The sequence below is a fragment of the Parachitinimonas caeni genome, from assembly GCF_030129945.1.
Taxonomy (GTDB): Bacteria; Pseudomonadota; Gammaproteobacteria; order Burkholderiales; family Chitinimonadaceae; genus Parachitinimonas; species Parachitinimonas caeni.
This window is the reverse complement of record NZ_JARRAF010000162.1, coordinates 1-583: the sequence shown is the minus strand read 5'-3', so window position 1 is coordinate 583 and position 583 is coordinate 1. Positions and strand designations below refer to the sequence as shown.

1 protein-coding gene is annotated in these 583 nt (G+C 63.1%); it reads right to left on the bottom strand.

Annotated features, from left to right (window positions below; translation table 11 throughout):
* Positions 1-583 (bottom strand): hypothetical protein (locus PZA18_RS24115; protein ID WP_284103436.1); only part of this gene is annotated, 583 nt, incomplete at both ends.

Here is a 583-nt window from a genome sequence, read left to right as displayed (position 1 = left end):
CAGGCCAATCTCGTTGTAGCCGAAGCGATTGACGGTGCCATCGGTGGCGGTGCTGGTGTCGATCTGGTTGAGCTTGGTGTAGGTAAAGCTCTGGCTGTTGTCGAGCGGCGAGGCGGCTGGGCGCAGGTTGTCAACCGTGCTGCTGACGCTGACGGATATACCACTGCCCACGCGGCTGGCGTAGCGGGTTTCGCTCAGCTTGTTGCCGGCTGCATCGTAGCGGACTTCGCTCAGATAACGCTCTGCATCGAGGCTGGCAACCACGCGGTTCTGGGCGTCATACAGGGTGTAGCTGTGCTGATCATTGCTGGCGTCGGCCGTCGGCAGCAGTTGGGCCAGGGTGCCTGTGGCCATCAAAGAGGGGTTGACGGCCGTGGCAAAGCGGGTGCTATGCCAGGCCCGGCCGGCGTTGTCGTATTCAATCGTCGTCAGATAGCCCGCCGCATCCAGCGAACAGGTCAGCTTGCCATCACCATCATAAAAGCGACGGCTGGTGCGGCTGTTGGCGGTGGCTGGCTGGATGTCTTCCGCCCGGCTGCTGGCGGTGGGCTGGGTGGCGAGCGGGGTGGCATAACGGACTTCC